Origin of the sequence: Streptomyces sp. NPDC059010 (assembly GCF_042740355.1) — a bacterium.
Taxonomy (GTDB): Bacteria; Actinomycetota; Actinomycetes; order Streptomycetales; family Streptomycetaceae; genus Streptomyces.
Genome location: NZ_JBHYJA010000050.1, coordinates 56,412 through 83,335, shown reverse-complemented (window position 1 = coordinate 83,335; position 26,924 = coordinate 56,412). Strand labels below are relative to the sequence as shown.

Annotated in this window: 18 protein-coding genes and 2 pseudogenes; 8 read left to right on the top strand and 12 right to left on the bottom strand. The window is 72.7% G+C overall.

Going from position 1 to position 26,924, the window contains the following annotated elements; translation table 11 throughout:
* The 5 genes and pseudogenes from ACFWYS_RS38430 to ACFWYS_RS38410 form a co-directional block, all read right to left on the bottom strand.
* Window positions 1-1,296 (bottom strand): annotated as a pseudogene (locus tag ACFWYS_RS38430) (NHLP bacteriocin export ABC transporter permease/ATPase subunit); the annotation flags it as partial.
* 1 nt (window position 1,297) lies between these two features.
* Window positions 1,298-3,520, bottom strand: a complete 2,223-nt coding sequence (locus ACFWYS_RS38425) for an NHLP family bacteriocin export ABC transporter peptidase/permease/ATPase subunit (protein WP_384779597.1) — start codon at window positions 3,518-3,520, stop codon at window positions 1,298-1,300.
* Window positions 3,517-4,323 carry an HlyD family efflux transporter periplasmic adaptor subunit gene (locus tag ACFWYS_RS38420; RefSeq protein WP_384779594.1) on the bottom strand — a complete coding sequence of 269 codons (807 nt, stop codon included), beginning with the start codon at window positions 4,321-4,323 and terminating at the stop codon, window positions 3,517-3,519. Before ACFWYS_RS38420 ends, ACFWYS_RS38425 begins: the two co-directional genes overlap by 4 nt.
* Window positions 4,324-4,467: 144 nt before the next feature.
* The gene (locus ACFWYS_RS38415) at window positions 4,468-4,683 is read right to left on the bottom strand and encodes a type A2 lantipeptide (RefSeq protein WP_384779591.1); all 216 of its coding nucleotides are present in this window, start codon (window positions 4,681-4,683) and stop codon (window positions 4,468-4,470) included.
* Between the two features lie 489 nt (window positions 4,684-5,172).
* A complete protein-coding gene (locus ACFWYS_RS38410) occupies window positions 5,173-5,586 on the bottom strand; it encodes a PaaI family thioesterase (RefSeq protein ID WP_384779588.1) in 414 nt (137 codons plus the stop codon).
* Between the two features lie 188 nt (window positions 5,587-5,774).
* Between ACFWYS_RS38410 and ACFWYS_RS38405 the strand changes: the two genes are divergently transcribed.
* A complete protein-coding gene (locus tag ACFWYS_RS38405) occupies window positions 5,775-7,151 on the top strand; it encodes a S1 family peptidase (protein WP_384779585.1) in 1,377 nt (458 codons plus the stop codon).
* A gap of 153 nt (window positions 7,152-7,304) precedes the next feature.
* Here ACFWYS_RS38405 and ACFWYS_RS38400 read toward each other — a convergent pair whose 3' ends face one another.
* Window positions 7,305-9,455, bottom strand: coding sequence for a SpoIIE family protein phosphatase (locus ACFWYS_RS38400; protein WP_384779582.1), 2,151 nt, complete (start codon window positions 9,453-9,455; stop codon window positions 7,305-7,307).
* A 296-nt stretch (window positions 9,456-9,751) separates the two neighbouring features.
* Here ACFWYS_RS38400 and ACFWYS_RS38395 point away from each other — a divergent pair.
* Window positions 9,752-10,333 (top strand): annotated as a pseudogene (locus ACFWYS_RS38395) (LuxR C-terminal-related transcriptional regulator); the annotation flags it as partial.
* Here ACFWYS_RS38395 and ACFWYS_RS38390 read toward each other — a convergent pair.
* From ACFWYS_RS38390 to lanKC, 4 genes are all read right to left on the bottom strand, one after another.
* The gene (locus ACFWYS_RS38390; RefSeq protein ID WP_384779579.1) at window positions 10,259-12,211 is read right to left on the bottom strand and encodes an ATP-binding cassette domain-containing protein; all 1,953 of its coding nucleotides are present in this window, start codon (window positions 12,209-12,211) and stop codon (window positions 10,259-10,261) included. The pseudogene ACFWYS_RS38395 and the gene ACFWYS_RS38390 overlap by 75 nt on opposite strands.
* A 226-nt stretch (window positions 12,212-12,437) precedes the next feature.
* Window positions 12,438-14,129 (bottom strand): ABC transporter ATP-binding protein, encoded by a 1,692-nt coding sequence (locus ACFWYS_RS38385; protein WP_384779575.1) that lies wholly within the window; start codon window positions 14,127-14,129, stop codon window positions 12,438-12,440.
* Window positions 14,130-14,285: 156 nt separating this feature from the next.
* Window positions 14,286-14,402: a SapB/AmfS family lanthipeptide gene (locus ACFWYS_RS38380; RefSeq protein WP_093909968.1), complete on the bottom strand. Its 117-nt coding sequence runs from the start codon at window positions 14,400-14,402 to the stop codon at window positions 14,286-14,288.
* A gap of 59 nt (window positions 14,403-14,461) precedes the next feature.
* Window positions 14,462-17,068: a class III lanthionine synthetase LanKC gene (gene lanKC / locus ACFWYS_RS38375; protein ID WP_384779571.1), complete on the bottom strand. Its 2,607-nt coding sequence runs from the start codon at window positions 17,066-17,068 to the stop codon at window positions 14,462-14,464.
* Window positions 17,069-17,255: 187 nt separating this feature from the next.
* Here lanKC and ACFWYS_RS38370 point away from each other — a divergent pair, with 187 nt between their 5' ends.
* From ACFWYS_RS38370 to ACFWYS_RS38350, 5 genes are all read left to right on the top strand, one after another.
* A complete protein-coding gene (locus ACFWYS_RS38370) occupies window positions 17,256-19,706 on the top strand; it encodes a SpoIIE family protein phosphatase (RefSeq protein WP_384779568.1) in 2,451 nt (816 codons plus the stop codon).
* 116 nt (window positions 19,707-19,822) lie between these two features.
* A complete protein-coding gene (locus tag ACFWYS_RS38365; RefSeq protein ID WP_384779564.1) occupies window positions 19,823-20,890 on the top strand; it encodes a glucose-1-phosphate thymidylyltransferase in 1,068 nt (355 codons plus the stop codon).
* On the top strand, window positions 20,887-21,876 hold the full coding sequence (rfbB, locus tag ACFWYS_RS38360) for a dTDP-glucose 4,6-dehydratase (RefSeq protein ID WP_384779561.1): 990 nt from the start codon (window positions 20,887-20,889) through the stop codon (window positions 21,874-21,876). Before ACFWYS_RS38365 ends, rfbB begins: the two co-directional genes overlap by 4 nt.
* A complete protein-coding gene (gene rfbD, locus ACFWYS_RS38355) occupies window positions 21,873-22,754 on the top strand; it encodes a dTDP-4-dehydrorhamnose reductase (RefSeq protein ID WP_384779558.1) in 882 nt (293 codons plus the stop codon). Before rfbB ends, rfbD begins: the two co-directional genes overlap by 4 nt.
* Complete coding sequence (locus ACFWYS_RS38350) at window positions 22,741-23,559, top strand: class I SAM-dependent methyltransferase (RefSeq protein ID WP_384779555.1); 819 nt, start codon at window positions 22,741-22,743, stop codon at window positions 23,557-23,559. Before rfbD ends, ACFWYS_RS38350 begins: the two co-directional genes overlap by 14 nt.
* On the opposite strand, the gene rfbC is transcribed toward ACFWYS_RS38350, so the two are convergent.
* Window positions 23,550-24,152: a dTDP-4-dehydrorhamnose 3,5-epimerase gene (rfbC, locus tag ACFWYS_RS38345; protein ID WP_384779552.1), complete on the bottom strand. Its 603-nt coding sequence runs from the start codon at window positions 24,150-24,152 to the stop codon at window positions 23,550-23,552. The two genes, ACFWYS_RS38350 and rfbC, sit on opposite strands and share 10 nt — an antisense overlap.
* A gap of 4 nt (window positions 24,153-24,156) precedes the next feature.
* On the bottom strand, window positions 24,157-26,100 hold the full coding sequence (locus ACFWYS_RS38340; protein ID WP_384779549.1) for a glycosyltransferase: 1,944 nt from the start codon (window positions 26,098-26,100) through the stop codon (window positions 24,157-24,159).
* 145 nt (window positions 26,101-26,245) lie between these two features.
* On the opposite strand from ACFWYS_RS38340, the gene ACFWYS_RS38335 reads away from it, so the two are divergent.
* Window positions 26,246-26,746, top strand: coding sequence for a metallophosphoesterase family protein (locus tag ACFWYS_RS38335; RefSeq protein WP_384779546.1), 501 nt, complete (start codon window positions 26,246-26,248; stop codon window positions 26,744-26,746).
* The last annotated feature ends 178 nt before the right edge of the window (window positions 26,747-26,924 follow it).

Here is a 26,924-nt window from a genome sequence, read left to right as displayed (position 1 = left end):
CACACACACCTCCCCCAACCGCCCGCGCGCCGCCGTCGTCACTCCCCCGCCGCGCTGCGCGCGGGTCCCGTCCGGCACCAGCGCACCGATCGCGACCGTCACCAGACCGCTGACCAGCAGGTTCGTCAGATCGCCGCCGGTGCCCCGCATGCTGAACCGCAGCAGCCGCAGCGGGCTCAGCGCGCGGTCCGGCAGCGGACGGTAGAACATCACCGCACGCGGCTCGAACTCCTCCGCGTTGGCTTTCTCGATCGGCGTCTCACGCCCGGTCGCCGGATGCACGCAGACATAGCCGCCACGCCGCCACAGCAGGGCCACCGGAGCACCGGACAGCGCCCGGTGGCCGACGAGCGGTCCGATGTTGTCCCGCCACCACCGCCCGTCCAGCCGGACCGCCCTGGTGCGCACCCGCGAGGCGATGGCGACCCGCTCCACCGGGTCGATCCGGTCGCTCTCGGTGCCGCTCTGCGCGGGCTCGGCCAGCGTGATCCCGGCCGCCTCGGCGACCAGCTTGCAGGCCGCGTAACTGGCGTCCGCGTCGGCAGCCGTCGTCCGCTTGTCGCTGCGCTTGCCGATGGACGCCAGCAGCGTCCGGTCGGCCTGGGCACGCACCGCCTCGCCGGCCTTGATGCCCTCGGCCGTGCGGTTCTCGTGGGTGCGCTCCAGCTGCTCGATCCAGCGGTCCAGCGTGGTCAGCAGGCGGTACTGCTGGTCGACCATCGACTGCCAGACCGCAGGGTCCATCAGCAGGTCGGCGGCCGCCTCCGCGCCGTACAGCGAGCCGTACTGCACGCTGCCCGGCGGCACCTGCATCCAGAAGACGTCGTCGTCGGTGACCTCGGCCGCCCGCTCGGTGGCCATCGGCGCCTGGAAGAGGATGGTCAGGCTGCGGCCCACGCCCAGGGCGAGGGCGTACTCCAGGGGGCTGGTCTGCGGCGGGACGTACTGCGGGTTGCCGTACTCGTCGTAGGACCAGGTCTGGGTGTTCGCGGGCTGGTACAGCTCGCGCAGCCCGATGCGGTGTACGACGCAGTCCCTGAGCGGGCGGGCCACCAGCGTGTGCTGCGGTCCCGGGACCGGGCCGAGCAGCAGCGTGCCCGCCTCCAGCCGGCCGAGGTGGTGCCAGTGGCCCTGCTGGCCGGCGTCGACCGCGAACAGGTCCACCGCGCCGGACGCGACCAGCCACAGCACCTGCGGGCCTTCGAGGTCCAGGCGGTTGAAACCGGCGCAGTCGATGCGCGTGCCCATCTGCCCGAGCGCGTTGAGGACGAGGTCACCCTCGTGGACGGCAGTCATCTCACCGCTCCTTGACCAGTGCCGCGTAGGCTCCGCCGCGCGCCACCAGCTCCTCGTGCCGCCCGCGTTCCACGATCGTGCCGTGCTGGAGTACGACGATCTCGTCGCTGTCGCGCACGGTGCTGAGCCGGTGTGCGATCACCACACAGGCACAGCCGCGCTTGCGCAGGTTGTCCATCACGACCTGCTCGGTCTCCGCGTCCAGCGCGCTCGTCACCTCGTCGAGGACCAGGATGCTGGGGCGGCGCACCAGCGCGCGTGCGATCTCCAGGCGCTGGCGCTGCCCGCCGGAGAAGTTGCGGCCGTCCTGCTCGACCCTGCTGTGGATGCCGCCGGGGCGGCGCATCACCATGTCGTACAGCGCGGCGTCGCGCAGCGCGTCCTCCACGGCGTCGTCTGGGATGGACGGGTCCCACAGCGCCACGTTGTCGCGGACGGTGCCCTCGAAGAGGAACACCTCCTGGTCGACGAAGGAGACGGAGGACGCGAGCGCGCCGCGCGGGATGTCCTCGATGCGCTGGTCGTCGATGCGGATGACGCCCTCCCAGGGGGAGTACAGACCCGAGATCAGCCGGGAGACCGTCGACTTGCCGCTGCCCGAGCCGCCGACCAGCGCCACCTGCTGGCCCGGGCCGACCGTCAGGTCGAAGCCGGTGAGCAGGGGCTTGTCGAGGGGGCTGTAGCCGAAGGTGATGTTCTGGAGCTCGACGTGGCCGTGCAGGCGGCGGGTGGACTCGCCGGTGCCGGGGCGGCCGTAGAGCGGGTCCGCCTCGAAGTTCTCCACGTCCTTCAGCCGGGCCACGTCCGCGGCGAAGTCCTGGATGCGGCCCGCGACGCCGTTGAGGCGGGTGATCGGCGCGGTGAACCGGGTGACCAGGGCCTGGAAGGCGACCAGCAGGCCGACGGATATCCCGCCCTCGATCGCGCGCATGCCGCCTATCCAGAGGATGAGGGCACTGTTGAGCGAGGCGAGCATGGGGGCGACCACGCCCAGCCAGGCGCTCGGCACGCCGAGGCGCTGCTGCTCCTCCAGCGTGGTGGCGTGCTGACCGGCCCACTTGCGGAAGTAGCCGTCCTCGCCGCCGGTCGCCTTCATCGTCTCGATCAGCTGAAGCCCGGTGTAGGCGGTGTTGGTGAGCCGGGCGTTGTCCGCGCGCAGCTTGGCGGTGCGGGTGGCGCGCAGCCGGATGACGACGCGCATCGCGACGACGTTCAGCAGGGCGACGCCGATGCCGACGAACGTGAGCTGCGGATCGTAGGTGTACAGGAGGATCGCGTACAGGACGACGACCACCGCGTCCACGCCCGCCGCCGCGAGGTCACGGGCCAGGGTCTCGGCGACCGCGTCGTTCGACTGGAGCCGCTGCACCAGGTCGGCCGGGCTGCGCTGGGAGAAGAAGGTCACCGGCAGCCGCAGCAGATGCCGCAGGAAGCGGGCGCTGGACAGGGTCGAGGAGATGATGCGGCCCCGCAGCAGGTTCGCCTGCTGCAGCCAGGTCAGCACCACCGTGAGCGCGACACAGGTCCCCATCGACGCGAACAGCACGCCCAGCAGGGAGGTCTGGCCGCCGATGAGGAACATGTCGATATAGGTGCGGCTCAGCGCGGGCACCGCCGCGCCGACCAGCACCAGCAGGAGGCTCGCCAGGACGGCGGCCGGCATCGTGCCGGCGGTGCCGCGCAGCCGGGCCGGCATCGCGCCGAGCACGCCCGGCTTGCGGCCGCCCCTGGAGAAGTCCTCGCCGGGCTCCATGACCAGGACGACGCCGGTGAAGCTGCCGTCGAAGTCCTCCATCGGCACGAAGCGACGGCCCTTGGCGGGGTCGTTGATGTACACGCCCCGGCGGCCGAAGCGGCGGCCCATGCCGTCGTAGACGACGTAGTGGTTGAACTCCCAGAACAGCACGGCCGGCGTCTTCACCTCGGCGAGGGCGGCCGTGTCCATCTGCATGCCCTTGGCGGTCAGGCCGTAGCTGCGCGCCGCCTTGAGCAGATTGCTGGCGCGCGAGCCGTCCCGGGAGACACCGCACGCGATGCGCAGCTCCTCCAGCGGGACATGGCGGCCGTAGTGGCCGAGCACCATCGCGAGGGAGGCGGCGCCGCACTCCACGGCCTCCATCTGGAGCACGGTGGGCGTGCGGACGGTCTTCACCCTGCCCTTGGGCACGGGACGCTTCGGCGGGGCGGCGCGACGCCTGCTCCGCGTCTCCTGCGCGGCGCTCACGGCAGCAGCCAATCGACGGGACGCTGGTCGGCCAGCCGGATCGAGGCCTCCGCCATGGTCATGGAGTTCAGCGAGAACGGCGGTCCGTCCGCGGACGACCACTCGTAGCCGCTTTCCGTGCCGGCCTTCCTGTCCAGCGCGACCAGTACGGCGACCGGCCGGCCGTCCTTGGTGAACTGCTCGCCCAGCTGGTTGTCGCCGAGGAACGCGGCGATCTGCTGCGCCGACTGCGCGGAGCGGTCCACGGACTTCACATGGCCGCGCAGGACGCCGTACTCCTGGGTCGGCACCGACTGGACGGTGAGGTCCACGGCCGCCTTGTCGGGGATGGACGCCGCGTTCTCGGCGGGCACGTACACCGTGGCGTACAGCGTGTCCTTGGTGTGGGCCACCTTCTCCACGGCGGCGACGTTCGCGCCGGTGGAGATGATCTGCCCGATGGTGGCGGCGAGCGCGGTGACCCGGCCCGCGGCGACCGTTCGGACGACCGTCTCGCCCTCGGCGGTACGGACCTTCAGCACGGGGGAGTTCGCCGGGAGCCGCTGGCCCTGCTTGGCGACGACCGAGGTGACCTGCCCGGCGACCGGGCTCTGCAGGATGTAGCTGCCCTGGCCGTGCGTGAGGATGGCGGGCGCGCCGACCGTGGAGGTGACCGAGCCGGTCATCGCCCACACGGACGCGGCGGCCATGACGACCACCGTCACGGAGAGGACCAGCCAGCCCTGGGGCCGGGCGAAGCGCACCGGAAGGTCGAGCTCCTCCGGTGACTGGAGCTTGGCGAGGGCCTGTTGGCGGAACTGCACGGAACTTCCCTCACCTGAGGATGAGCGGAGACCGGCGCGCGTGGGCCGGCCGTGGTGCGGGGCGGTGCCGGAACTGTTTTCCGGCACCCGAAGAGCCCCGGAGCCGGGGAACGGCTCCGGGACTCAGCGGTACAAAGGGCGCGATCAGAGACCAGCGACCAGACCGGAGACCGGGGCGGTGTTCAGGCCGGTGACACCCTCGACGGTGCCGACGGCGGTGTCGACCAGGCCGGAAACGGGGGCAATGCCGTTGACAGCGTCGAGGGCACCGTTCACGGCGTTGACCTGCAGGCCACCGGAGACGTTGTCAAGCTCGGCGTCGGAGATCTCGACGGTCGCAACCTGGGGGGTGGAGTTCATGATGGAACTTCCCTTCCTAATGGGTATTTCACAAGGGGGAGCGGCCCCCTCTGGGGACAGATGACGGCCGCGACCGCAGGCGCCAGACGCCCGTTTCCGGAAGCCGTTCACGGCCCCTGCGATGCGATGGATCAAAGCACGCTGCGGGTGCGGGCTTCCAATCAAACTTCGGCCTCACCAGGGCACTTTGGTCCCCGGGGCATCGATCCGTGCAGATGTGTGCACGTCTTGCCGGTGACTTCTTCACATGCGTCACAGCATCGGCTCGGACGAGCTGTTGCATCTGTTACAGCCCGCTCCGGCTGTCCCGGTGGCGAATCCGACACTCCCGTCCCAATGGCGTAACCGGCGGTAGTGGCTTGTGCAGAACCAGGGTCCCCGGTGACTTCGTTGAGTATTGAATGTGCGGATTCGTTGAAGCCGGGATTCAGTCAGGAGTTCACAACCGACCGCTACTGATCGGTAGCGGATCGTGTCGGTCCGAGTGCGTCACCCCAGGAGTGCGTACACCGTGCTCGCGCGGGCCGCGATCTCTCCCGACTCCTCGTCGGTCAGCGTGATGTCGGCGAAGGCCATCCGGCGGCCCAGCTTGGTGACGACCGCTTCGATCAGGACATCCGAACCCGTCACCGGGCGCTGGAACGACGTCGACTGCTGCACCGTCGTCATCGGCCCGTACGCCCCGCGCGCCGCCGACACGGCGATCACCGTCGCGGTGTCCGCGGCGGCCATCAGTGCCTGTCCCGACAGTGCGCCACCCTCCCGGGCCAGCCCGTCCGACCAGGGCAGACGCAGAATCGCGCGGTGATCGGCCACCGTCTCGACGGACAGGCCCAGCTGGAGCACCCAGGGGGCGAAGTTGGCGGAGAGGATCTTGTCGGCTTCGGCGGTGGTGATCGTCATATGGGGGATTGTTCCCGGCGCCGGCCCCTCGGACGCGGACCCTGGCCGAATCGGTGTCCCGACTCGGTTGCGGCCAAACGGAATTGAACGCCCCACTCGACCCGTGCGTACCAACTGCCAACCAGGCGCCCCGAACAGCTGCCGATCGAACGGCGGCACAGACCCCGTCCTCCAGGAGGTCGAGAAGTTTGAGTCACAAGCGAATCCCGAAGCGCAAGGCCGCGATAGCCGCGGGCAGCGTGGTGGCGCTCGGAGCGGCCGCGATCCTGTTGCCGAACGCCAACGCCTCCCAGGACGGCGCGTCGGACCAGGCCGCGGCCCCCAAGACCCTGAAGGCGGGGGACGCCTCCGACCTCGCCTCGCAGCTCGCGGGCATGCTCGGCGAGGCCTTCGCCGGTTCGTACTACGACGCCGAGAGCAAGCAGCTCGTCGTCAACGTCGTCCCCGGCGACAACAACAACGTGATCGTCCAGGCGAAGAAGGCCGGCGCGAAGGTCCGCGAGGTCGAGAACAGCCTCGCCGAGCTCAAGTCCGGCGCGCAGACCCTGAAGTCCGAGGCGACCATCCCGGGCACCGCGTGGGCCGTCGACCCCAGAACGAACAAGATCCTCGTCACCGCCGACAGCACCGTCACCGGCGACAACTGGGACCAGCTGGAGTCGACCGTCGACAGCCTCGGCTCGGGCATGGCGACCGTCAAGAAGTCGGCCGGCACCTTCAAGACCTTCCTCTCCGGCGGCGACGCCATCTTCGCCGGCGGCGCACGCTGCTCCGCGGGCTTCAACGTCACCGCGGGCGACGGCAGCCCCGCCTTCCTGACCGCGGGTCACTGCGGGGTCGCGGCCGAGCAGTGGTCCGACACCGAGGGCGGCCAGCCGATCGCCACCGTCGACCAGGCCACCTTCCCCGGTGACGGCGACTTCGCGCTGGTCAAGTACGACGACCCGGCAACCGAGGCACCCAGCGAGGTCAACCTCGGCCAGCAGACCCTCGCGATCAGCCAGGCCGCGGACGCCGAGGTCGGTCAGCAGGTCCTCCGCATGGGCAGCACCACCGGGCTGAACGACGGCCAGGTCACCGGGCTCGACGCCACCGTGAACTACCCCGAGGGCACGGTCACCGGGCTCATCCAGACCGACGTCTGTGCCGAGCCCGGCGACAGCGGCGGCTCCCTGTTCACCCAGGACGGCCTGGCGATCGGCCTCACCTCCGGCGGCAGCGGCGACTGCACGGCCGGCGGCGAGACCTTCTTCCAACCGGTGACCACCGCCCTGGAGGCGGTCGGCGCGACCCTCGGCGATGCCGCGGGCGGCGGCGCGGGTGCCGGTGACGAAGGCGGCGCCGGCGCTGGTGCCGGTGACGAGGCCGGTGCCGGTGGCGAAGCCGGTGCGGGCGATGAGGCCGGTGCGGGCGCGGGTGCCGGCGCTGGTGACGACGCCGGTGCTGGTGACGAGGCCGGTGCGGGCCAGGGCGCCGGTGCCGGTGATGAGGTCGGGAACGGCAACGCCGACGGCACGGGCAACGGCCTCGGCGAGATCGTCGGCAACGGCGTCGGGAACAACTGACGCCCTGACCTCGGCGCACGGATCCGAGTGATCCGGAACCGCCACACGGATCCGAGCGATCCGGACGAGAACACAGTCCGGCCCTCCGGCGGGAGGGCCGGACCGCTCCGTTTCAGGGCCGTGGGCCTCGCCCCCCACAACACGTCGGCCCCGTCAGCCCTGAGCCCGCAGCAACAACAGCGCCACGTCGTCGACCCGCTCCCGCACCGACGCACTGTGCTGGACCAGCAGGTCGGCCAGCTCGTCCAGAGGCCGCTCCCCGGCCTCCGTGAGCACCTTGCCCAGGTCGGCGAGCGCGTCCTCGATGTCGACCCCGGGCGACTCGATCAGTCCGTCGGTGTACAGGACGAGCACGGAGCCGGGCGTGAGGTCGACGTCGGTGGTCGGGTAGGCGGGCGAGCCGTCGATGCCGAGCAGCGGGCCGCCGGCGAGGTCGAGCACCCGCACCCGTCCGTCGGGCCGTCTCAGCAGGGGCGGAGGATGCCCGGCGCGGGCCATCACCGCCCGCCCGTGCTCCGGATCGAGGCGCAGATACAGACAGCTCGCGAACAGGTCCGCGCCGAGGTCGAGCAACAGCCGGTTGGTGCTGCGCATGACCTCCTCGGGCGCCTGGCCGACGGTCGTGTACGCCCGTACGGCGGTGCGGATCTGGCCCATCAGGCCGGCCGCGGTGACGTTGTGGCCCTGCACATCCCCGATCACCGCCGCCGTCAGGCCCTGCTCCGTAGGCACCAGGTCGTAGAAGTCGCCGCCGATCTCCATGCCCTGCGTGGCGGGCAGATAGCGCGCGGCGGCGTCGACGCCGGGCAGCTCCGGCAGCGAGTGGGGGAGCAGGGCGGACTGCAGGCCGTGCGCCAGCTGGTGCTTGGCGTCGTACAGCTGGGCCCGCTCCAGCGCCTGCGCGATCAGCCCGCCCAGACTGGTCAGGACCGCGCGCTCGTCCGCCGGGAAGGGATGCGGCTCGGCGTAGGCGAACACACAGGTGCCGACCGGCCGGCCGGAGGCGATCAGCGGCAGATACGCCCAGGCCGCGAAGCCGTCGGGGGTCGCGTGCCGGGCCGGATACAGGCGCTCCAGATCCTGCTGGGACTCGAAGAACGCGGGCACCCCGGTGGTGAGCGCATGGGCGCCCGGGGTCCGCTCCGTCATCGGCATCCCGTCGAACTGCTCGACGACCCGCGCCTCCGGATAGCCGCGGTGGCCCAGCACATGCAGTCGCCCCGCCCGCGATCCCAGGACGACCAGTGCCTGGCTGCCGACGGCCGGGACGATCTCGTCGGCGACCAGCTGCACCACGTCCTGCACTCCGGCCGCCTCGGTGAGCGCGCCGGCCAGGCTCAGCACCTGCGAGATGGTCACCAGCCGGGCCGGCGTGTCGCCCGACCGGGGCCCGCCGCGCCCCATCTCGGCCACCGCGCGGGCCCTGCTGATCCGCACGCTCAGGCCAGTCGTGCTCGGATACATCCGGAACGACAGCCAGTCGCCGGGCGGGCGCAGGGCCACGAACGACGTGGTCTGCTGGCTCATCAGCGCGGCCCGGTAACGGTCCTCGTACACCGGGTCGTTCAGCCAGGGCACCGACGCCCACAGCTGGTTGCCGAGCAGCCGGCTGGCCGGGACACCGATGAGCTCGGCCGCCACCGGGTTGGCGAAACTGACCCGGCCGTGCAGATCGAGCGAGCACAGCCCGTACGGCAGCCGCGCCACCATCCGCGCCGCCTCCACCGTGCCGAGCGTGCCGGCCGCGCCGCTGAACGCCGGGCCGGCCAGCAGATCGGGCTCGGGCAGCGGCGGACGGCTGTCCTCCATCGCGCGTTCCAGCCGCACCGCGAGCCGTCGGCAGGCGGCCGTCAGATGCTCCCGCTCCCGGTCCGACAGCTCCGGGGGATGCGAACCCGGCCAGGTCACGAAGATCGCGCCGTACGCGGTGGACTCGGTGGCCACCGGCAGCGCGGCCAGCGCGAACGGATAGGGCAGGACGACGGCGATCCGCGGGAAGCGGGCCGCCATGTCCTCCTCGCCCCGCACCCAGACCAGCCGCCGTTCACGCACCGACTCGGCCACCGGGATCGGCGCGCTCAGCCCCACCCGCTCCCACGGCGCCGCGAACGCCCTGGGCAGGCCCGCCATCACCGCCATCTCCAGTACGGGTTCGTCGGCGGCCAGCAGATACACGGCACCGGAGTGCGCGTGCACCTCGTCCATCATCGAGGCCAGCGCCAGCGACAGCAGCGGCCGACCGACCCGTGTCCGTGCGGACGCCGTTGCCTGGGCGGGCGTGTGCCCGTCGGACACGCCGACCACCTCCTCGCACGGGCGCGTCCCGAGGCGACCCGAGCCGCTCGCGCGCGCAGGGGTCCCAGGGCTCAAATCTGCCCCCTCACGCCTCTTCGCGCACGGCGAGCGCACAACTGGACCCGGCGGGCGTGTGCAGCGGCACAGGGGTATCCGCGGCATGGCGAGATCCGCCGCGTACCCCGTCGGCCCCGGAGCATGCCCCCGCAGTCGAAGCGCGAGGCAGCGTACGGGCGCCGCGCGTGCGCCCCCGCGCACCCTGATGGCCGATTCTTCGCGCCCGGTGGCGGTGCCGGACGCGAACAATGGGGCACGCGCTCTTCACCACGGAACCGGCGTACGGCGAATCGAAGGGACGGGAAGTGATCCGGGTGCTTCTGGTGCACGACGTGTGTCTGGTCAGGTCGGTCCTGGCGGATTGGCTGCGGCGGGAACCGGACCTCAGGGTGTTCGACGCCTCGTGGCAGAGCGCGGCGGGTCGGCTGCGATCCGTACGACCGGACGTCTGCGCGGCCGACCTCGACTGCACGGACACCTACGGCATCCCGCCCCTGGGCGACCTCTGCGTCCGCGAGCCGGGCCGCATCCCGCCACGGCTCCTCGTGCTGGCCGGCTCGCACAGACCGGGCCTGCTGAAGCGGGCCGCCGAGGCCGGTGCGCTCGGCTACGTGGACAAGGAGGGCTCGCCCGAGAACCTCGTGCACGGGATCCGGCGGGTCGCCGCGGGGGAACGTTTCATCGACGACTCGCTGGGCTTCGGTTTCCTCAAAGCCGCCGAGATGCCGCTGACCCGGCGGGAGCTGAGCGTGTTGTCACTCGCCGCCGAGGGAGCCTCGGTGGCGGAGATCGCGCGGAGTCTGCATCTGTCCCACGGGACGGTGCGCAACTACATGGCCGCCATCACCCGCAAGACCGGTGCCCGCAACCGCATCGACGCGATCCGGATCTCGCAGGGCGAGGGCTGGCTGTGACGGCACGGGCGTCCAGCCGCCCACGAGCTCCCGGTACGACGCCGAGCGGCGCAGCAGTTCGTCGTGGGTGCCGTACGCCGTGCGCCGCCCGTCCATCACCAGCACCCGGTCGGCGCGGCGGGCCGAGCTGATGCGGTGCGCGACGACCACCAGCGTGCCGCCCGGCCGGTCCGCGAAGGCCCGCTCCGCACGCTCCTCGGCCCTCGCGTCCAGATGGCAGGTCGCCTCGTCGAGCAGGGCGAGGGGCACCCGCGACAGATAGGCCCGCGTCAGCGCGACGAGCTGCCGCTCCCCGGCGGAGAGCGCCGCCGGATCGACCGGCGCGTCCGGCCCGCCGAGCGCATCGAGCAGCGGCAGCAGCCCCACGTCCTCGGCCGCGGCGAGCAGCTCCGCCTCTGGCACCGGGTCCGGCCGCAGCAGCCCGAGGTTCTCGGCGAGCGTGCCGGTGAACACGTACGCCTCCTGCGGGATGAGCACCCGCGACGCGGCGGCCTGCGGCCCGGGCACCGGGTGCCCGCACAGCCGGACCGTGCCGCGCCCCGGTTGCAGCAGCCCGGCGACCAGCGCGGTGAGCGTGGACTTCCCGATACCGCTCGGTCCGACGACGGCCAGGTGGGTGCCGGGCGGGAGGGTGAGGTCGAGGTCGTCGATGACGGGGGTGGCGGCGGGGCCGTAGGCGAAGGTGACGGAGGTGAGGGAGAGGGCGGGCGGGGTGGAGGGCGCTTCGGATGCCGACGCCGACACATGCACCGGGGCCGACGCCGACACCGACGGCGACGGCGACGCCGGGGAGGCTCCGGCTTCTGTACTTGCTCCGGCTTGAGTCGACTCACTCGCTTCGATCCCGGCCCCGGAGGACGCCTCGCGGGTCAGCCGTCGCAACACCACCGCCAGCCGTGAGCCGCTCGTGCCCAGGCCGTGGACCAGGTTGCGCAAGGCGGGCAGCAGGGACTGGGTGACGTAGGCGAGGGCACCCACCAGCGCGCCGGGGGTGACGCCGTGATCCAGGAGCCAGGGCGCGCAGGCGAGGAGCAGGACGATCGGGAGCTGGCCGCCGAGCGCGAGCGAGGCCACCCGCAGGACGCCCCAGTGGGCGAGGGAACACGCGGCTCGCTGCTCGGCGTCGACGCGGCGGCGCGTGGCGGCGGCGACCCGTTCCTCGGCCCCGGCCGCGGTGATGTCCCGCAGCCCCGGGCAGACGGCGCCGAGCCCGTCGGCCAGCGCCTCGTCGGCGACGAGGAACGCCTCCTGCCGACGGGCCAGCGGCCGCAGTGTCGCCGCGAACAGGCCCAGACCGGCGGCGAGCGGCGGCCCCACCACGAGCAGGAGCAGTGGGTCGAGCGACACCAGTCCCACGACGGCACCGGCCGCCGTGAACACGAACGAACGCGAGACCATCACCAGCCCGGCGAAGGTGTCCCGTGCGATCTCCACCTGCTGGGTCAGCCCGGACAGCGCCCCGGCGTCCGCCTCCCGCACCCCGCGCGCGACCACCCGCGTCACCAGCCGGTCCCGGAGCGGTTCGGTGAGGGCGGCGACCGCGCCGTACACCCGCACGGTGCCGTACGCCCCGACGAGCACCCCGAGTCCGGCCACCCCGAGCCAGACGAGCCCGGTGCCGGGGCGCCCGGCCAGGAACCCGTCGTCCAGGGCCCGGGCGAGCGCGTATCCGGTGAGGAAGGTCTGCCCGGTCTCCAGCACGGACCAGCCACCGAGCCGCAGCACGACCGCCCACCGGCCCCGCAGAAAGCGCAGGCCACGCCGGTGGACGCCCTCGCTCACGCCCTTGCTCATGGCTGCTTCCCGCCCGCTTCGGTCATGTTCTTCGTCATGGCCGCTTCCCACCCGGTTCGGTCGTGCGCTCGGTGATGGCGGCCCTCCGACCGCCTCGCTCGTGCCTCTGGTCATGGCCGCTCCCAGACCGCCCCCCGACCGCGTCTCGGTCGTGCGCTTGGTCATGGCGATCCCTCCGACCGCCGCGCTCGTGGCTTGTGACCATGGCGGCCATCGTCCGCCCCGATCACGCTCCCTCCCCGTCCGCGAACACCGCCCGGTACTCCGGCATCTCCCACAGCTCCGCGTGCCGTCCCACCGCCCGCACCCGCCCCCCGTCCAGCCAGGCCACCGCGTCCGCGCGGGCGGCCGTGGTGGCGCGGTGGGCGATCAGGAGGCGGGTGCCGTCGTGTTCGCCGCCGTTGACGAGGGTCGTGGTGATACGGGCCTCGGTCACCGTGTCGAGGCTGGAGAGGGCGTCGTCGAGGATCAGCAGGCGGCCGCCGTGGGCGAACGCCCGGGCGAGGCCGAGGCGTTGGGACTCCCCGCCGGAGTGCGGGGCGTCGACGACGGGGGTGGCGTACCCCTGGGGCAGACGGCGCACGAAGTCGTCGGCGTGGGCCGTGCGCGCCGCCTCCCGGACGCGGGCGGGGGAGGGCGACGGCAGGGCGAGGCCGATCTCCTCCTCGATGGTGCCGCCCAGCAGCGCGGGGCGTTCGAAGGCGTGGCCGACGGCCCGGCGCAGGGCGTGGTGGGTGAGGTCACGCAGTGGCACCCCGTCGAGCAGCACGTCTCCGGCGTCCGGCTCGGCCAGCCGTCCGGCGATCGCGGCGAGCAGCGACTTGCCGGCGCCGGACCGGCCCACCACGGCCAGCGTGGTCCCGCCGGGCACCACCAGGTCGACTCCGTCGAGTACCGTGCGCTCGCCGCGCCGGGCGGTCACCCCGCGCAGCTCCAGCCGGCCCGGTCCCGGCGGCAGTCCGCGTTCGCCGTAGCCGGGGGCGGGCTCCGCGAGGACCTCGTGCAGGCGCCCCGTGGCCGCGCGGGCCCGGGCCAGCCCGGCGAGGTGGGCGACCAGTACGCCGACCCCGGTGGCGAGGACCGCGTACCGGGAGGCCGCGAGCAGCTCGCCCACGCTCAGCCGGTGCCGGGCCAGCAGCACCCCGGCCACGGCGACGACGCCGAGCTGGAGCAGCGGCGCCACGGCCACCGACCGGCCCGCGGCCAGCCCCTGCACCCGCCACATCCGGTGCCCGGCCGCGGACAGTTCGGGCAACGGCCGCAGGATCCGTGCCGTCTCCCGGTCCGCCTTACCCGCCGCCTCGATGGTGCGGTGCCCGCGGACGGCCTCCGAGAGCGCCTGCGCGATCCGCCCCTGCGCCCGCTGGTAGCGCGCCACGCAGTCCCTGGTGTCACGGGCGAACGCCTTCAGCAGCAGGGCCAGGACCGGGGCCCCGGCCAGCAGTACGGCCGCCAGCCACGGGTCGATCAGTGCGAGGGCGACGATGCCGCCGATCGGCCCGGCGAGAGCGGCGAGCAGGGCCGCGCGGGCGGTGGGCGCCGTGCCGGCCTGGGCGGCGTTGCCGACGAGGCGGGCGACGAGGTCGCCGGGTCCGAAGCGGGCGGCGGCGCGCGGGCCGACGGCCAGGACATGCCCGGTCAGACGTCCGCGCAGCCAGGCGGTGGTGCGGGCGTCGACCGTGCCGCCCAGCACGGTCTCGCCCGCGTCGAGCAGGGCGAGCAGCACCACGATCGCGGCGCAGTACAGCACCCATCGGGTCGCCGGGGCCCGCGTCAGCAGCAGGTCCAGGGTGTGGCCCAGCGCGGCGGGCAGCAGCAGACCGGCGCCGGTCGCGGCGATGCTCACCAGGCACAGGGCAAGACAGCGGGCGGGGGCCGGACCGAGTGGCCCGGGCAGCGTCCTGACGGCATCGGTCATACGACTGCGCCCCTCAGACATACGGCTGTGCCCCTCAGAGCCGGTGAACTCGGAGTCGGTGAACAGACCTCGGTGTGCGGCGGACCGTGTGCAGGACCCCGGGCGGCCCCTCCCTCTGGGAGTGGACCGCCCGGAGTCATAGGCGCGCCGTGCTGGTCAGAGACAGAGCGTCAGGCTGGCCGCGCTGACGCAGGACAGCAGGCTCAGGGTGCTCGGGCCACCGCCTTCGGTGCGCTCTTCGGACTCCATCGCCTGCAGGTCGAGAAGTGCCATCTCGCATTCCTTCCTTCGGTGTCGTCCACCCGTGGGGACGGGGTTGGATCACGGCTCCGTCAGGTCGCGGAACCGTGCTGTGGGGGCCGCCCGAGCGGCGGCAGGAACGGCAGATGAGCGGTGGTCCGGTCACCGGGGGGCGTGTGCGCCGCGCCGAGCGCGAGCAGGCACCCTGCCGTTCCGGTGGCCAGGTCCATGGAGAGCCGCATCATCTGGTGTCCCGGGAAGGCCAGTTGGCCCTGGTAGTCCATCGCGAACCAGCCGAGCCCGGCGATCTGCCCGTCCAGCCGCTCGCGGGTCGCCCCGGGCGTGTCGGTGCGGGCGAGGTGCAGGATCATCCCGGCGCGGCCCTGGAAGAGACCCGGCTGGACGTAGAAGCGGCTGGTGGCGGCGGTCAGGATCCCGGCGCGGGCCCGCTCGAACTCCCCGTCGGGGTCGTCGGCATGACCGAGGTGGTCGTCCAGGACCATCCCGATGCCCGCGCTTCCGTCACCGAGGTACGGCAGCGTCCGCCAGCCCTCGTTCACCTCCAGCGAGCCGCCCGGATGCGTCACGCAGCACTCCAGATCCCGCCTGAGCGCGACCCCGGCCGCCTTCAACAGCCCCTGGTCGCCGGTCCGTTCGTACTGCCGCAGCAGGAACAGCGCGGGTCCGCTCGCACCCCGCAGCAGCCCGGACCGACGCCGTGCCGGGGTGTCCGCAGGCGGCTGCGCGAGTCGCCGTACGAGGATGTCGGCGGCCTCGGCGGCCCGGTGCCGTAACTCCGTCTCGCCGGTCGTGTCCGCCAACTGGGCCAGGACCAGGCCGAGTCCGGCCAGTCCGCCGTGCAGGTCGGAGGACAGGTTCTGCCAGCGCTCCTGGAGGATTCCCTCGACCAGGTCGAGGGCGCGCTGCCGGTGGCCGAGCCGGTCCAGGACGTGGGCGACGCCCGCGAGACCGTCGTACAGGCCGAGCGGTGTGCCCGTCGGGGGCGGTGCGGTGCGGGCCAGCAGCCAGCGCTCGCCCTCCTCGTAGCGCTCGGCGCCGACCGCGTCCAGCGCGTACAGGACACCCGCCGCACCGTGCGCGAGGCCGAGACCGCCGCCGTCGGAGAACTGGGTGATGTCGCCGGGGAAGAGCCGGTCGTCGCGCTCCGGGGTCGCCGAGGCGAGGAGCGCCTTCACCATGGAGTCCCGGCTGTACGGCCAGTCCCCGGGCGCCACGAAGGACGCCGCGCGCACCGGCATACCGCGCGTGATCTCCGCGACCGCCTCGTCCAGGAACTGCCGCGGTACGTCCGGGAATTCACGGGAGATCACCTCGGCCAGGTGGGCCGCCTTGCCCCGGTCGACCACGAACAGCGTGGTGACCGGCAGGAACAGGGCGAGCCGCAGACAGGCCAGCGCATAGCGGTCGACGTCGGCGCCGGTGCGGTCCGGCGGGGCGAAGAAGCCGGGGTGGGCGACCACCTGCCGGCCCTGCTCGGAGATCGGCGCCGCCGCCTCGAAGTCGAGCAGGGACACCGACTCCTCGTCGGGGCGGACCATGATGTTGAAGACATGCAGGTCGTTGAAGGCGATCCCGCGCGCGTGCACCGCCTCCACCGCGCGCTGAACCGCCCCGTGGATGCGCACCGCCCAGGCCGTGTACTCGGCCACCGCCTTCGGGTCGGGATCCGGAGTCAGCAGCGGATGCCGCTCCGCGAAGAACGAGTTCAGCGGGCGCCCCTCCAGGAAGTCCATGACGAGGAACCGGTGGTCGCCGAGCGTGAACCAGTCCCGCACCTCAGGCACCACCCCCGTCCCCGCCACCCGCTCCAGCGCGGCCTTCTCCCGCTCCAGACGCGTGATCGCGTCCGCCCCGTCGGCGGCCAGCCCCGCGTGCGGCCGCCCCTCCTTCAGCACGACCCGCCGCCCGTCCCGGGTGTCGGTGCCCGCGTACACCCCGCCGCCGTTGGAGAAGTGCAGCGCCTTCTCGATGCGGTACGGCAGTTCACCCACCGTCGTCGTGTTGCGTGCCGCCAGATGCGGCTCCAGGAACGCCGGCAGCGTCACCCACTCGGGCACCTGGAAGGACGGCGCCCGCCGGTCCGGCACCCGCTTGCCCGCACCGTCCAGCACCGCCGGCACCAGCGAGCCGCGCTCGTCGACGACGAAGGTGCGCGCGAACGCGCCGTACCGGACGTAGAGCGGGCCGTCGCCCCACCGCAGATCGGTGAGGATGTACGGCCCCTCGAAGCCTTCCAGGAGCCTGCCGAGCTCGCGCAGCACGACGTGCAGCTGCTCCTCGTCGGACGGGTAGAGCGTGACGAACTTGCCGCTGGAGTCACGGGCGGCGTACTTGGTGTTGCGCAGGTGCAGCAGCTGCGGGCCCGGCACGAACTTGAACGGGATGCGCCGCGGCACGCAGTAGTCCCAGACGATCGCCGCGATCCGCTCCGCGCCCTCCCGGGTGGCCGAGACATGGATCTTCCAGCCCTGCGCGGGGCCCGGCACCGGCGCCCCGTCCGCGCCGAGCGGCGTGAACGCCAGCCAGTCCCCGATCCGCGCAGCCTCCCAGCCCTCCGGCACCTCGCGCCGCGCCGCCTCGTAGTGGCGCTCGGTGTCCCGCGCCCCCACGGACATGCGTTCGGGTGTCTCGTAGAAGTGCCGGTCGGCGAGCGCGTACACCTCGTACCGCTTGTCCATGCGTCCCCCTCCATGACCCGACGCCGAGCCTTCCAGTGGCCGGACGGGCACGGACAGTCATGCCTGTCACGAGATCACCGTGCGGAACGCATGCGTCAAGAACTGTTCGGACGGTTTCGAGCGCGGTCCTCGTCGACGGTTCATCGAACCGTCACAGGGGCTGCGCACGTGGCCCACAAGCGCTGTAATGGCGGACGTGGTGAGTGAGGGTGCTGCGGGACGCAGGACGAGGCGTCCGCGCGCCGAGGGCGCACTGAAGGCGCTTTCCGTCGAGCCGGACTCGCCCGAACGGCTGCGCCGCGTCCTGGAGCAGGCCCTCGTCTTCGGCGGGGCCTCCTTCGCCGCCGTGTACACGCCGAGCGAGGACGGCGAGCTGCTGTGCCTGATCGAGGCCGTCGGCGTGCCCCGCACCCTGTACGGCCTGCGCGACGGCTACGCCCTGACCGGCCGCTCCCCGGTCGCCGACGCCCACCGCACCGGCCGGGCCGTGTGGCTGGCTCCGGCGCAGCTCGCCGACTCCGCCGAATCACGACGGGCGCCGTCGCGGGACTTCCACCTGGCCGCACTCCCCGCCCCCGGCGACGACGGCTGTCTGCTGGCCGTGAGCGAGAGCCCCGGCGGCTTCGGCACCGACGACCGCGCCTGCCTGGAGCTGGTCGCCGAGGCCGTCGCCTTCCCGGGCCGGCCCCCGGCCGCCGAGGGCGACGAACTGCCGGCCGGCGCGTTCAGCCTCGCCATGGACAGCGGCCGTGTCGAGGTCGGCGAGGACATCCTGGCGCTGTTCGGCCTCGGCCCGGCCGAGTTCGACGGCAAGGTCGAGACCCTGCTCGGCCTGACCGTCCCCGAGGACCTGCCGTCGCTGATGTCCGTCGTCGAGGCCGACCACATGTCCATCGGCGACCGTGAGCTGGAGTTCCGCGTCCTGCAGCCCTCCGGCCCGCCCAGATGGCTCAGGCTGCGCGGCCGCCTCGTGCCCGGCGGTGAGGGCCGGCCGGCCCGCCTGGTCGGCACCGTCGCCGACGCCTCCACGCTGCGCGCCGAGATCACCGACGTGGCCCGCGTCCAGCGCCTCGCCGCCGCCCTCGCCACCGCCGTCACCGTCCGGGACGTCAGCCACGCCGTCGTCACCGCCCTGCGCAAGCCGCTGCGGGCCGACCGCATCGCGCTCGCCGGACTGGAGGGCGACCGGCTCGTCGTCACCGTCCTCGACCCGCCCGAACCCGAGTCCTGGCCGGAGCTGTGGCGCCTGGAGTGGCGTACCGAGTGGCCCGACGCACCTGTGCGTGCCATGCCCACCCTCGCCGCCGCCCTGCGCGACGGCCGCGCCCAGATCTGGCCGGCCGGCACCCCGCTGGAACCCGCCCTAGCCGAGGTCGGACCCGGCGGCCTGGCCGTGCTGCCGCTGCCCGCCGGGGGCCGGATGGCCGGCGCCTGCCTGATCGGCTGGGACACCCCGCACGAGTTCGGCACCGACGAGCGCGCCCTGCTCACCGCCTCCGCAGGCCTGGCCGGCCAGGCCTTGATGCGCGCCCACGCCTTCGACGCCGAGCACGAACTCGTCGGCATGCTCCAACGCCAGCTGCTGCCGCGCCGGCTGCCCCGGCTGCCCGGCGCGGAGGCCGTCGCCCGCTATCTGCCGACCACGGCCGGACTGGAGGTCGGCGGCGACTGGTACGACGTGATCCCGCTGCACGACAACCATGTGGCCCTCGTCATCGGCGACGTACAGGGCCACAGCGCGGCCGCCGCCACCCTGATGGGCCAGATGCGCACCGCCCTGCGCGCCTACGCCGCCGAGGGACACCCGCCGGACGTGGTCGTCCACCACTCCAACCGCCTCCTCATGGACATGGAGACCGACCTCTTCGCCACCTGCTGCTACGTCGACGTCGACCTGGAGGAGGGCTCCGCCTGGTGCGTGCGCGCCGGCCACCTCCCGCCGGTGCTGCGTCACCCGGACGGCGGCACCGAGATCCCGGAGGTGGAGGGCGGCCCCCCGCTCGGCGTGCTGCGGCAGGCCGCCTTCCCGATGACCCCGCTACGGCTGCAGCCCGGCACCGTGGTCGCCCTCACCACCGACGGCCTGGTCGAGTCCGCCGACGCCGACATCGACGACGGCATGGACCGGCTCGCCCGGGAACTCGCCCGCTCCGACCCCGCCCACCTCGGCCTCGTCGCCGACGCCCTCCTGGTGGACGCCCGCCGCAGCGACGACATCGCCCTGCTCCTCATGCGCTACGACGGCATGGCCGTCCGCCCGCTGCGCGAGAGCTGGACGGTCTGGCGCGTTCCGGAGGCCGTCGGCCACGCCCGCCGCTTCACCCGCCGCACCCTGCGCGCCTGGGGCGTGCCGCCGCACGACATGGACGCCGTCCTGCTCGTCGTCTGCGAACTCGTCACCAACGCCCTCGTGCACACCGACGGCCGCGTCCGCCTCGACCTCACCCTCGTCGGCCGACGGATGCGCGTCGCCGTCGCCGACGCCTCACCCCGTACGCCGGTCAAGCCCACCAGCATCAGCTGGGAGGCCACCGGCGGCCGCGGCATCCTCCTGGTCGAGGCCATGTCGGCGTCCTGGGGGACGGTGCCGGTCAGTGGCGGAAAACAGGTGTGGAGCGAGATCGCGCTGGGCGAGTGAGGCCCGGTCCCGCACGGGTACGGCCGGATTTCGATGAACGCCCGGCGACCCGGCCGTTGTGAACAAGCCAACCCCAGCCCCGTCAAATCGGCCGGATCCGGGCTATGGTGAAGCAGATGAAGGCACTCGTGCTGTCCGGCGGCGCCGGTACGCGCCTGCGGCCGATCACGCACACTTCGGCCAAACAGCTCGTCCCGGTGGCCAACAAACCCGTCCTGTTCTATGGGCTGGAATCCATCGCCGAAGCCGGCATCAGCGAGGTCGGCGTGATCGTCGGCGACACCGCCGCGGAGATCCAGGACGCGGTCGGCGACGGCGCGAGATTCGGCCTCGACATCACCTACATCCCCCAGGAACGCCCGCTGGGACTGGCCCACGCCGTCCTCATCGCCCGGGACTACCTCGGCGACGACGACTTCGTGATGTACCTCGGCGACAACTTCATCGTCGGCGGCATCACCGACCTCGTCGACGAGTTCCGCGGCAACCGCCCCGACGCCCAGATCCTGCTCACCCGCGTCCAGGACCCGCGCGCCTTCGGTGTCGCCGAACTCGACGAACTCGGCCAGGTCGTCGGCCTGGAGGAGAAACCGGAACACCCCAAGAGCGACCTCGCCCTCGTCGGCGTCTATCTGTTCACGCCCGTCATCCACGACGCCGTCCGCGCCATCGAGCCGTCCTGGCGCGGCGAGCTGGAGATCACCCACGCCATCCAGCACCTGATCGACGCCCGCGCCGACGTGCGCTGCACGGTCATCAAGGGCTACTGGAAGGACACCGGGAACGTCGCCGACATGCTGGAAGTGAACCGGACCGTCCTGGAGGGCCTCGCACGCCGTATCGACGGCGACGTGGACGACGCCTCGGAGACCGTGGGCCGCGTGGTCGTGGAGAAGGGGGCGCGCATCGTCAACTCGCGCATCGTCGGCCCCGCCCTCGTCGGCGCCGGGACCGTCGTCGAGGACTCCTACGTCGGCCCCTTCACCTCCATCGCGGAGAACTGCCGTGTCACCGACAGCGAGTTGGAGTTCTCCATCGTCCTGCGGGACTCCTCGATCCACGGCGTGGGCCGCATCGAGTCCTCCCTCATCGGCCGGCACGCCGAGGTCACCCCCGCGACCGGCGTCCCCAGCGCCCACCGGCTCGTCCTCGGAGACCACAGCAAGGTGCGGATCCACACATGAACCTCCTCGTCACCGGCGCCGCCGGCTTCATCGGCTCGACATACGTCCGCACCCTCCTCGCCCGCGACACACCGGACGCGCCCGACGGGCCGCACATCACGGTGCTGGACAAGCTCACCTACGCCGGCACCCTGGACAACCTCGAACTCGACCACCCACGGCTGGAGTTCGCCCACGGGGACATCCGGGACGCCGAACTCGTCGACAAGCTGATGGCCGAGGCCGACCAGGTCGTGCACTTCGCCGCCGAGTCCCATGTGGACCGCTCGATAGCGGGCGCCGGCGACTTCGTCCTCACCAACGTGGTCGGCACCCAGACCCTGCTGGACGCGGCCCTGCGCTACCGCGTCGAACCCTTCGTGCACATATCGACGGACGAGGTCTACGGCTCGATAGGGGCGGGTGCGGCCACCGAGGAGGACATCCTGCGGCCCAGCTCGCCGTACTCCGCCTCGAAGGCATCCTCCGACCTGCTCGCCCTGTCCTACCACCGCACCCACGGCCTGGACGTCCGCGTCACGCGCTGCTCCAACAACTACGGCCCGCACCAGTTCCCCGAGAAGGTCGTCCCGCTGTTCATCACCAACCTGCTCGACGGCGAGCGGGTCCCCCTCTACGGCGAGGGCCTCAACGTCCGTGACTGGCTGCACGTCGACGACCACTGCCACGGCGTCGAACTCGTCCGCACCCAGGGCCGCCCCGGCGAGATCTACAACATCGGCGGCGGCACCGAGCTCAGCAACAAGGACCTCACCGAGCTGCTGCTGACGGCCTGCGGCGCGGGCTGGGAGCGGGTGCGGCACGTCGAGGACCGCAAGGGCCACGACCTGCGCTACTCCGTCGACTGGACCAAGGCCCGCACCGAACTCGGCTACCGCCCCCGCCACGACTTCGCCTCGGGCCTCGCCGCCACCGTCGCCTGGTACCGCGACCACCGCGCCTGGTGGGAACCCCTCAAACGCCGCGTCGGCGAGGAGCACGGATGAAGTGGCTGGTCACCGGCGCGGGCGGCATGCTCGGCCACGACACGGTCGCGGAACTCCACGCCCGCGGCGAACGGGTGACCGGCCTCGACCATGCCGCCCTCGACATCACCAGCCCCTCGTCCGTCGACCACGCCCTCGCCGCACAGCACCCGGACGTGGTCGTCAACTGCGCCGCGTACACGGCCGTGGACGACGCCGAGAAGAACGAGGAACGGGCCCTGCGCGTCAACGGCGACGGCCCCCGCCTCCTCGCCCGCGCCTGCGCCGCCCACGGGGCGCGCCTGATCCATGTCTCCACCGACTACGTCTTCGCCGGGGACGCCCGGACCCCGTACTCCGAGGACGATCCCCCCGGCCCCCGCACCGCCTACGGCCGCACCAAACTGGCAGGGGAGCGGGGCGTACTGGACGAACTCCCGGCCGCGAGCGCCATCATGCGCGTCGCCTGGCTCTACGGCGCCCACGGCCGCAGTTTCGTCCGCACGATGATCGAGCTGGAGACGAGCCGCACCACCGTCGACGTCGTGGACGACCAGCACGGCCAGCCCACCTGGACCGCCGACGTCGCCACGACGATCGCCGACCTCGGCCCGCGCGTCGGCGCCGACGCGTCGGGCGTCCTGCACGCCACCAACTCCGGCGAGGCCACCTGGTACGACCTGGCCCGCGAGGTGTTCCGGCTGCTCGGCGCCGACCCCGACCGGGTGCGGCCCGTCACCAGTGAGGCCTTCCCGCGGCCCGCGCCCCGCCCCGCGTACACGGTCCTCGCGCACCGCCGCCGGCAGGAGCTCGGCCTCGCGCGGGCCCGCGACTGGCGCACCGCCCTGCACGAAGCACTGCCCCGGATCCGCAAGGAGACCCTTCGTGAAACGCCATGAGTTCCTGAAGGAACTGCACAAGGTCAGCGGCAACCGCAACTACCTGGAGATCGGCGTCAACGACGGCCGCAGCCTGCGCCTCTCCCGCGTCCCCACCATCGCCGTCGACCCCGCCTTCAAGGTCGTCACGGAGTTCCGCTGCGATGTCCACCTGGTCAGGGCCACCAGCGACGACTTCTTCGCCCGGGACAGGCCGCTGATCCATCTCAAGGGCGGCCGGCATCCGCTGCGCAATCTGCGCCGGGGGCGCGGTCCGCTCGCGTACTGGCGCCGGACGGTTCTCGACCTGTCGTTCATCGACGGGATGCATCTGTTCGAGTACGCGCTGCGGGACTTCATGAACATCGAGCGGCACTCCGACTGGACGAGCGTGATCGTCTTCGACGACATGCTGCCGCGCAACGTGGATGAGGCGGCGCGGGACCGGCACACCGGGGCGTGGACCGGGGACGTGTACAAGCTCGCCGAGATCCTCGGTCGCTATCGGCCGGATCTGGTGACGGTGCTGGTCGACACCCAGCCCACCGGGCAGCTCGTGGTGTTCGGTGCCGATCCTCGCAGCACGGTGCTGCGGGAGCGGTACGACGAGATCGTGGCCGAGTACGAGGTGCCCGATCCGCAGAAGGTGCCCGAGACGATTCTCGACCGGGCGGGGGCGGTGGCACCCGAGGCGCTGCTAGGGGCGGGTTTCTGGCGGCCGTTGGCGCGGGCGCGGACGTTGCGGATCGGGAGGTCGCGAGGGTGGGAGGCGTTGCGTACGGCTGTCGAAGGCGTGGGGCATGGCCGAACCCGGCTTCAGGCCTGACCGGCTCGCAACCGGTCGTAGTGCGCCGTGCAGGCCTCGTACGTCGGGAGCAGCCCGGCCTCTCGTGTCTCCGCCAGCGACGGGGCCCGCGCGTCCTTCGGGGACAGAAGGGGTGTGATGTCCTCGGGCCAGGTGATGCCCAGCTCGGGGTCGAGCGGGTCCACCCCGTGTTCCCGCTCCGGCGCGTAGGCCGTCGAGCACAGGTAGGTCACCGTGGCGTCGTCCGTCAGGGCCATGAAGGCGTGGCCCAGGCCCTCCGCCAGGAACAGGGCGTGGTGGCTGTCGTCGTCGAGGCGCAGGGCCTCCCAGCGGGCGAAGGTGGGGGAGCCGACGCGGAGGTCCACGACCACGTCGAGGATGGCGCCGCGCAGGCAGGTCACGTACTTGGCCTGGCCGGGCGGCACGTCCGAGAAGTGCACGCCGCGCAGGACGCCCCAGCGGGAGACGGAGCAGTTGGCCTGGGCGAGGGACAGGTCGTAGCCGGTGGCCTCGCGGAACTCCGCGCCGCGGTACCACTCGTGGAACCTGCCCCGGTCGTCCGGGAAGACCTTGGGCTCCAGCGCCCAGGCGCCTTCGATGCCGAGGGACCGCATGACGTCACCTCCGCCGGGCCCGGGCGCGGAGCCGGGTCGCCGTGCGGCCCAGGGTCGTACCGAGTCGGCGTCGTGCCCTGCGCACGAGGTGTCGTAGGGCACCGGCGCGGGGCTGGCGCACCACGCGCACTCCGCCGACGCCCGTGCGCAGGGCCAGGGGCAGCGCCAGGAAGCGGGGCCGGGGTCCGGGGGCGCCGAGTGCCACTCGCCAGGTCGCTCGCCTCAGGTCGGCCAGGGGCACCTCCGCCTCCAGCAGGGCTCCGTCCTCGTGCGGGGACAGCTTGGCGGGCACGTCCTGGGCGATGCCGGAGGAGGTGAGCCGGAGTGTCACCTCGGTGCCCGCGGCGGGGACGTGCAGCGGGAGTGGGGCGCGCAGCCGGTCGCCGGTGAGCGTGACGTCGTCCGGAGTGAGGGCGCCCAGGCCGACGCGGTGGGTCGCGCGGTCGACGTCCAGGGCGAGATGGGCGTGCGGTGCGGTCCAGTACGGCAGGACCACGTGGCCGCCAGCCAGACCGGCGTGGGGCGAGGGCCGGTCCTGCAGCGGAGCGGGGCCGAGGCGGCACTCCTTGGTCCAGCCGCCCAGCTTGACGCGCACGAGGGCGTCCCACAGGCCGGCGCGGGTGAGGGTGGCCGGGTCCACGGTCGCGGTCGCGCGCAGCACCAGGTGGACCTGGCCGTCGGAGCCGGGTTCCGGCACCCGCTCCCGGGCGAACTCCACCTGCTGGAAGTACTGGGCGGCACTGGCGCGCTCGCGCAGCAGCAGGTCGGCGGTGGCCTTGTCGAACCGGGCCACGGTGTCGGCGCCTACCCAGGCGATGGCCGCGGCCAGGTCCCCGGGCGGGCCGTCGAGCGGTGTACGGGCCGCGTCGGCGGCGAACGTCATCGGCTCACCGGCGGACGTGTACTCGGCGGTCAGACCGATCCGCAGCCTGCCGTCCTGCCACGCCACTCCCTCGGGAACGGCCGTGAGGGCGATACCGGCCTCCCACTCGGCGAAGGCCTCGACGTCGTCGTACCGGTCCGCCGTGAGCAGCGCGGCCACGACCTGCTGCGTCGGCTGCAGTCCGGCCGCCACGCCGGGCCCGAAGCGCTCCACGACGACCTGGTGGATCTCCGCGAACACCTCCCGGCGCCAGTCCGCCGGCATCGCGAGGAAACGCCGTCCGCGCATCCGCTCGACCATCTCCACGCGCAGCCACCGCCGGAACAGCCGGTCACGCAGCGGGCCCGGTTCGGTGTACCGCTCGACGACGTCCAGGGCCTCCCGGAGGTTCTTGAAGTAGCCGCCCGGGTCGAAGCGCTGGAAACCGGCGTTCGAGGCGTCGTCGCGCCGGACGTGGTAGTAGCAGACGTAGTCGCTGAGCACCGAGACGCTGGCCGCGCGCAGGTACGCCTCCGTGACGAAGACGTGGTCCTCCAGCCGCCGTCTGCCCTCGGGGAAGCGCAGGCCGATGTCGTCGAGGAAGGCGCGGCGGAACATCTTGTGCGGGGTGAGGCTGTCGATCAGTGGCGCGTTCTCGACGGTGGCATGCGGGTGGTTGCGGCGGAACAGTTCGACGGGCACCGCGCGGCCCTTGCCGGCCATCTTGCCGACCACGACATCGGCGCCGTTCGCCACGCCGTAGTCGTACATCCGCTCAAGGGCCTCGGCGCCGAGGTGGTCGTCATTGTCGACGAACATCACGTACTCGCCCCGGGCGGCGGCGATGCCGACGTTGCGGGGCTTGCCGGACCAGCCGGAGTTCGCCTGGTGGACGACGGCGACCCGGGGGTCCGCGGCGGCGAGCGCGTCCAGCAGGGCGGGTGTGTCGTCGGTGGAGCCGTCGTCCACGAAGATCACTTCGTATTCGTCCGGCGGCAACGACTGCCCGAGCAACGACTCGGCACAGCCCTCGATATAGACCCCGGGGTTGTACACCGGGACGACGACGCTGACCTTGACCGGCATGCGGGTCCCAGCCCCCTAGGGGTCGCTGTGCGTTTGCGCCAGATTACGGTGCCCGTGGCGTGATCCTAACCCTGCCACGGCATTTGTCCACCGCTCAACCATGGCGTGCCCGCGCGGCGATCCTCCTCGCGGCTAGCCTGACGGCGTGCGTCTGCTGCTGATGTCCGACACCCACCTCCCCAAGCGCGCCAGGGAACTGCCGGCCGCGCTGCTCGCCGAACTCCTGCGCGCCGACGTCGTGTTCCACGCCGGGGACTGGGTCGACACGGCCACCCTCGACCTGCTGGAGAGCCGCTGCGCCCGGCTCGTCGGCGTCCACGGCAACAACGACGGCCCGGAGCTGCGCGCCCGGCTCCCCGAGGTGGCGTACGCGGAACTCGGGGGTCTGCGCTTCGGCGTGGTGCACGAGACCGGCGCCGCCCAGGGCCGCGAGGCACGCTGCGCCGCCCGCTTCCCCGGCCTGGACGTGCTGGTCTTCGGGCACAGTCACATCCCCTGGGACACCACCGCCGCCTCAGGTCTGCGCCTGCTGAACCCCGGCTCCCCGACCGACCGCCGCCGCCAGCCCCACTGCACCTACATGACCGCCACCGTGGGCGAGGGCCGTCTCACGGACGTGGAGCTGCACCGGCTGCCACCGCGCTGACGGCCGTAGAGGCCCGTAGGCCTAAAACAAGAACCGGGCCGCTCCGCGAGTAGGAGAAGCGGCCCGGGCGCTGCGATGCGCTGTCATGGACCTCCTTCCCGCTCTGCGGCTCTGTTCTCGGAGGCGCGTAGGTCTCCGTTGTCGGTCCGCCTACCCTTTCGCGACCGCCTTACACGCG